A 978-nucleotide genomic window follows, 5' to 3' on the forward strand; every position below is an offset into this window, starting at 1 on the left:
GTATGGTGTTAGTGCTGTCAATATGTTTGGCATATTACTTTTACACAATTGATACATATACAAGCTTTAATGAGTCATTGCTGAACTCTAGAATGAATGCTCTTGCAAACGTAACCGGACTTATTTTCGGTTTAGTAGTCAGAGCATTAATGGTTAAATATAAAGCTCCGGTTATCTTATTTGGGCTGCCTCTTATAATTATAAGCGCCACCCCTTACTTTTTGAAGTTATTTATATTCCGGAAGGAATATAAAAGTAAAGTGACAATAAAATACAAAGTATTAAGAAAAAGGTTTTTTTACCTGAGTTATGCGGGTAGTATTCTCGTTATTCCTTCTGTTATTGCATCAATCTATCCGAGATTGAATTTACTTGTAATATCATTTTTGTATGGGGATCATGATGTCGGCATATATTCAGTTTCTCAAACTCTTGCTACTAGTTGGAATTTCATTTTGTTATCGTTGCTAACCTCTTGTCTACCGGCAATATTTCGAGAGAAAAACAAATCAAAAATAATCAATCTTGGTGCAAGACTGCATTTGAATATCATTTTACTGTCAATTCCGGTAATATTTCTGATGACGTTTTTGATAAGCTATATAATCTTCTACATATATGGTGGTGAGTATAATGAATCTATAGCGCCCTGCATTTTATTATGTTTTGCAACATTATTATCTACACTTGGAATGGCTTCATCAAAAATAATTGTTAAGCTTTCTGGATATAGATTTTTGCTATATAAAACTATATTTATTTTGGTTTTTAGTTTGGTGCTTTCTTATTTTTTTTCTCTAAGGTTCGGATTGATTGGTGCTGCCTTAGCGGTTAGCATTACTGAAATTTTTTCTCTAACAATTTTCAACTACTTGTTCATGCAAGGTTTTATGTTGTTAGTGCATGTCGAAATAATCAAGGTTATTTGCGGATGCGTTCGGAAATTATTTAAAAAAAGCGTTAGATAAAGGTTAATAA

The 978-nt window shown here is 31.8% G+C and carries 1 protein-coding gene; it reads left to right on the forward strand.

Going from position 1 to position 978, the window contains the following annotated elements:
• Positions 1 to 968, forward strand: a 968-nt coding sequence (locus tag INF77_RS23120) for an oligosaccharide flippase family protein (protein WP_193543113.1), incomplete at its 5' end; no start/stop codon positions are given.
• Between the last annotated feature and the right edge of the window lie 10 nt (positions 969 to 978).

The sequence above is a fragment of the Enterobacter cloacae complex sp. P1B genome (assembly GCF_014982345.1).
In the GTDB taxonomy this organism is placed as follows: domain Bacteria; phylum Pseudomonadota; class Gammaproteobacteria; order Enterobacterales; family Enterobacteriaceae; genus Enterobacter; species Enterobacter bugandensis.